Genomic DNA, 5,117 nt, shown 5'->3' on the forward strand with positions numbered 1-5,117 from the left:
AAAAACCTTGTCAATTAAAAATTACCATTAAACTTTGATAATCTGAATGAGACAGAATTTATAAAAACTTTTATACAACGAAGAGTTTGATCCTGGCTCAGGATGAACGCTAGCGACAGGCCTAACACATGCAAGTCGAGGGGTAACGATGGTGCTTGCACCAGGCGACGACCGGCGCACGGGTGAGTAACGCGTATGCAACCTGCCTTGTACAGGGGGATAGCCCGGAGAAATCCGGATTAATACCGCATAATGATGATTTCCTGCATGGGARAWTATTTAAACCTTTTTGGGGTACAAGATGGGCATGCGTAGCATTAGCTTGTTGGTGAGGTAACGGCTCACCAAGGCGATGATGCTTAGGGGGTCTGAGAGGATAGTCCCCCACACTGGTACTGAGACACGGACCAGACTCCTACGGGAGGCAGCAGTGAGGAATATTGGTCAATGGACGCAAGTCTGAACCAGCCATGTCGCGTGCAGGATGACGGCCCTATGGGTTGTAAACTGCTTTTTTACGGGAATAAACGCATCTACGTGTAGGTGTCTGAAGGTACCGTATGAATAAGGATCGGCTAACTCCGTGCCAGCAGCCGCGGTAATACGGAGGATTCGAGCGTTATCCGGATTTATTGGGTTTAAAGGGTCCGTAGGCGGGCTTGTAAGTCAGTGGTGAAATCCCGGAGCTCAACTCCGGAACTGCCATTGATACTGCAGGTCTTGAATTTAGTTGAGGTGGGCGGAATACGTTATGTAGCGGTGAAATGCATAGATATAACGTAGAACACCGATTGCGAAGGCAGCTCACTAAGCTAATATTGACGCTGATGGACGAAAGCGTGGGGAGCGAACAGGATTAGATACCCTGGTAGTCCACGCCGTAAACGATGATTACTCGTTGTGCGCGATACACAGTGCGCGACTGAGCGAAAGCATTAAGTAATCCACCTGGGGAGTACGTTGGCAACAATGAAACTCAAAGGAATTGACGGGGGCCCGCACAAGCGGAGGAACATGTGGTTTAATTCGATGATACGCGAGGAACCTTACCTGGGCTTAAATGCAGTTTGACCGATCTGGAAACGGATCTTCTCTTCGGAGCAAATTACAAGGTGCTGCATGGTTGTCGTCAGCTCGTGCCGTGAGGTGTCGGGTTAAGTCCCATAACGAGCGCAACCCCTATCGTTAGTTGCTAGCAGGTAATGCTGAGGACTCTAGCGAGACTGCCACCGTAAGGTGAGAGGAAGGTGGGGATGACGTCAAATCAGCACGGCCCTTACGTCCAGGGCTACACACGTGTTACAATGGCTAGTACAAAGGGCAGCTACCTGGTGACAGGATGCTAATCTCAAAAGCTAGTCTCAGTTCGGATCGGAGTCTGCAACTCGACTCCGTGAAGTTGGATTCGCTAGTAATCGTATATCAGCAATGATACGGTGAATACGTTCCCGGGCCTTGTACACACCGCCCGTCAAGCCATGGAAGCCGAGGGGACCTGAAGTTCGTAACCGCAAGGAGCGACCTAGGGTAAAATTGGTAACTGGGGCTAAGTCGTAACAAGGTAGCCGTACCGGAAGGTGTGGCTGGAACACCTCCTTTCTAGAGATTTAGAATATCGACAAAAGGTTTGTGGTAATATGGCAGGTTTAAATCTGTTTTGCCTAACTTTTTTCTTGTTTTCATTTTTTATATACCATAACCCATAGCGTTAGGGTGTTTACCGCTAGCATATGGATTATTAATTTAGTCCTGTAGCTCAGTTGGTTAGAGCACTACACTGATAATGTAGGGGTCCGCAGTTCAAATCTGCGCAGGACTACAATATAATGAATAACGTTAATGGGGGATTAGCTCAGCTGGCTAGAGCGCCTGCCTTGCACGCAGGAGGTCATCGGTTCGACTCCGATATTCTCCACGAAAGATACATTATGGTGTATTTTAAAAGTTCTTTGACATGTTGAAAGTAGTAAAGTAGAAGTAACCAAAAGTAAAGAAACAACGATTGATTTCGTGATGAAAGTTTAATACTTTTATTGGCACAAAAAGAAGTAATTAAGGGCGTATGGCGGATGCCTAGGCTCTCAGAGGCGATGAAGGACGTGATAAGCTGCGATAAGCTACGGTGAGGTGCAAATAACCTTTGATCCGTAGATTTCCGAATGGGGCAACCCATCCGTAAGGATATCCTGTAAAGGAGGCAAACCCGGAGAACTGAAACATCTAAGTAACCGGAGGAGAAGAAAACAAAAGTGATTCCCCTAGTAGTGGCGATCGAACGGGGATTAGCCCAAACTGATATTGTTTCGGCAATGTCAGGGTTGTAGGACTGCGATATGAAGATCTAAGTGAAGTGGAACTGTTTGGAAAGACAGGCCGTAGAGAGTGATAGTCTCGTACACGTAAGCGAAGTAATTCTAGCAGTATCCTGAGTAGCGCGGAACACGAGGAATTCTGTGTGAATCTGCCAGGACCATCTGGTAAGGCTAAATACTCCTGAGAGACCGATAGTGAACAAGTACCGTGAGGGAAAGGTGAAAAGCACCTCGAACAGAGGAGTGAAAGAGTACCTGAAACCGTACGCCTACAAGCGGTAGGAGCACCTATATGGTGTGACTGCGTGCCTTTTGCATAATGAGCCTACGAGTTACTCCTCACTAGCGAGATTAAGCACTTCAGGTGCGTAGTCGAAGCGAAAGCGAGTCTGAATAGGGCGTAAAGTTAGTGGGGGTAGACGCGAAACTTGGTGATCTACCCATGGTCAGGCTGAAGCTCTGTTAAACCAGAGTGGAGGGCCCAACCGTCACACGTTGAAAAGTGTTCGGATGAACTGTGGGTAGGGGTGAAAGGCCAATCAAACTGAGAAATAGCTCGTACTCCCCGAAATGCATTTAGGTGCAGCGTCAGAGTCGAGAGTTATAGAGGTAGAGCTACTGATTGGATGCGAGGGCTTCGCCGCCTATCAAATCCAGACAAACTCCGAATGCTATAACTTATATCTGGCAGTGAGCCTGTGGGTGCTAAGGTCCACAGACGAGAGGGAAAGAACCCAGACCATCAGCTAAGGTCCCCAAGTGTATGTTAAGTTGAACAAACGAGGTGAGATTGCTTAGACAGCTAGGATGTTGGCTTGGAAGCAGCCATTCATTTAAAGAGTGCGTAACAGCTCACTAGTCGAGCGATCTTGCGTGGATGATAATCGGGCATAAATATACCACCGAAGCTATGGATTTAGAATTTATTCTAACTGGTAGGGGAGCATTCTAACGGCGCAGAAGCAGTATGGTAATGTATTGTGGAGCTTTTAGAAAAGCAAATGTAGGCATAAGTAACGATAATGCGGGCGAGAAACCCGCACGCCAATAGACTAAGGTTTCCTGATCAACGCTAATCGGATCAGGGTAAGTCGGGACCTAAGGGGTAGCCGAAGGGCGAACTCGATGGACAACCGGTTAATATTCCGGTACTTTCTATAACTGCGATGGGGTGACGAAGAGATGAYAACGCCGCGAACTGACGGAATAGTTCGTTGAAKGACGTATGCTATGAGAGGGCTAGGTAAATCCGGTCTTTGAGCTGAAATCWGATAGTACAGCAATGCTACGGCAGCGCTGATAGTGCGTGTAATTTTACTTCCAAGAAAAACCTCTAAGCTTCAGGTTATAGAAACCCGTACCACAAACGGACACACGTAGTCAAGTAGAGAATACTAAGGCGCTCGAGTGATTCATGGCTAAGGAACTCGGCAAAATGGTCCTGTAACTTCGGGAGAAAGGACGCCTCTTTCGGGAGGCCGCAGTGAAATGGCCCAGGCGACTGTTTACCAAAAACACATGGCTTTGCAAAATCGAAAGATGACGTATAAGGCCTGACACCTGCCCGGTGCTGGAAGGTTAAGTGGAGGGCTTAGCATTAGCGAAGGTCTGAAATGAAGCCCCAGTAAACGGCGGCCGTAACTATAACGGTCCTAAGGTAGCGAAATTCCTTGTCGGGTAAGTTCCGACCTGCACGAATGGTGTAACGATCTGGGCACTGTCTCAGCCATGAGCTCGGTGAAATTGTAGTATCGGTGAAGATGCCGATTACCCGCAACGGGACGGAAAGACCCCGTGAACCTTTACTGCAGCTTCACATTGATTTTGGGTAAGTGATGTGTAGGATAGGACGGAGACTATGAAGGGGCCTCGCCAGGGGTTCTGGAGTCATCCTTGAAATACGTCCCTTTGCTTATCTGAAGTCTAACGTCTAACGACGGACAGTGTGTGGTGGGTAGTTTGACTGGGGTGGTCGCCTCCAAAAGAGTAACGGAGGCTTCTAAAGGTACCCTCAAGACGTTTGGTAATCGTCTGTAGAGTGCAATGGCACAAGGGTGCTTGACTGTGAGACATACAGGTCGAGCAGGTACGAAAGTAGAGCATAGTGATCCGGTGGTTCCGTATGGAAGGGCCATCGCTCAAAGGATAAAAGGTACTCCGGGGATAACAGGCTGATCGCTCCCAAGAGCTCATATCGACGGAGCGGTTTGGCACCTCGATGTCGGCTCGTCACATCCTGGGGCTGGAGAAGGTCCCAAGGGTTGGGCTGTTCGCCCATTAAAGTGGCACGCGAGCTGGGTTCAGAACGTCGTGAGACAGTTCGGTCCCTATCTGTTGTGGGCGTTGGAAATTTGCGAGGATCTGACTCTAGTACGAGAGGACCGGGTTGGACTAACCTCTAGTGTATCTGTTGTGGCGCCAGCTGCATAGCAGAGTAGCTACGTTGGGCAGGGATAAGTGCTGAAAGCATCTAAGCACGAAGCCTACCTCAAGATGAGATTTCCTTTAAGGGTCGTTAGAGACGATAACGTTGATAGGTTGCAGATGTAAAGGTGGTAACATCAAAGTCGAGCAATACTAATTACCCGAAAGCTTCTGAGTGGCGAGGTCAATCGCTGAATCTTACAAGTTTGGTTCTTTTATTTTACTTTCAATATGTCTATGATATTAGYTTGACTAGATAGTCAACAACGATTTTAGGTGTTTATAGCATCGGGGTTCCACCTCTTCCCATTCCGAACAGAGAAGTTAAGCCCGTTAGCGCCGATGGTACTGCAGAGATGTGGGAGAGTAGGTCGACGCCAA

At 48.2% G+C, this 5,117-nt stretch carries 2 tRNA genes and 3 rRNA genes; all 5 read left to right on the forward strand.

Annotated features, from left to right (window positions below):
* The first annotated feature begins 74 nt into the window (after positions 1-74).
* Positions 75-1,599, forward strand: a 16S ribosomal RNA gene (locus tag ELS83_RS21340).
* A 146-nt stretch (positions 1,600-1,745) separates the two neighbouring features.
* A tRNA-Ile gene (locus ELS83_RS21345) sits at positions 1,746-1,819 on the forward strand.
* Between the two features lie 22 nt (positions 1,820-1,841).
* Positions 1,842-1,915 (forward strand) — tRNA-Ala (locus ELS83_RS21350).
* A 127-nt stretch (positions 1,916-2,042) separates the two neighbouring features.
* Positions 2,043-4,913, forward strand: a 23S ribosomal RNA gene (locus ELS83_RS21355).
* A 95-nt stretch (positions 4,914-5,008) separates the two neighbouring features.
* Positions 5,009-5,117, forward strand: a 5S ribosomal RNA gene (rrf, locus tag ELS83_RS21360); the annotation flags it as partial.

It is taken from the genome of Marinifilum caeruleilacunae (assembly GCF_013141825.1).
Taxonomy (GTDB): domain Bacteria; phylum Bacteroidota; class Bacteroidia; order Bacteroidales; family Marinifilaceae; genus Marinifilum; species Marinifilum caeruleilacunae.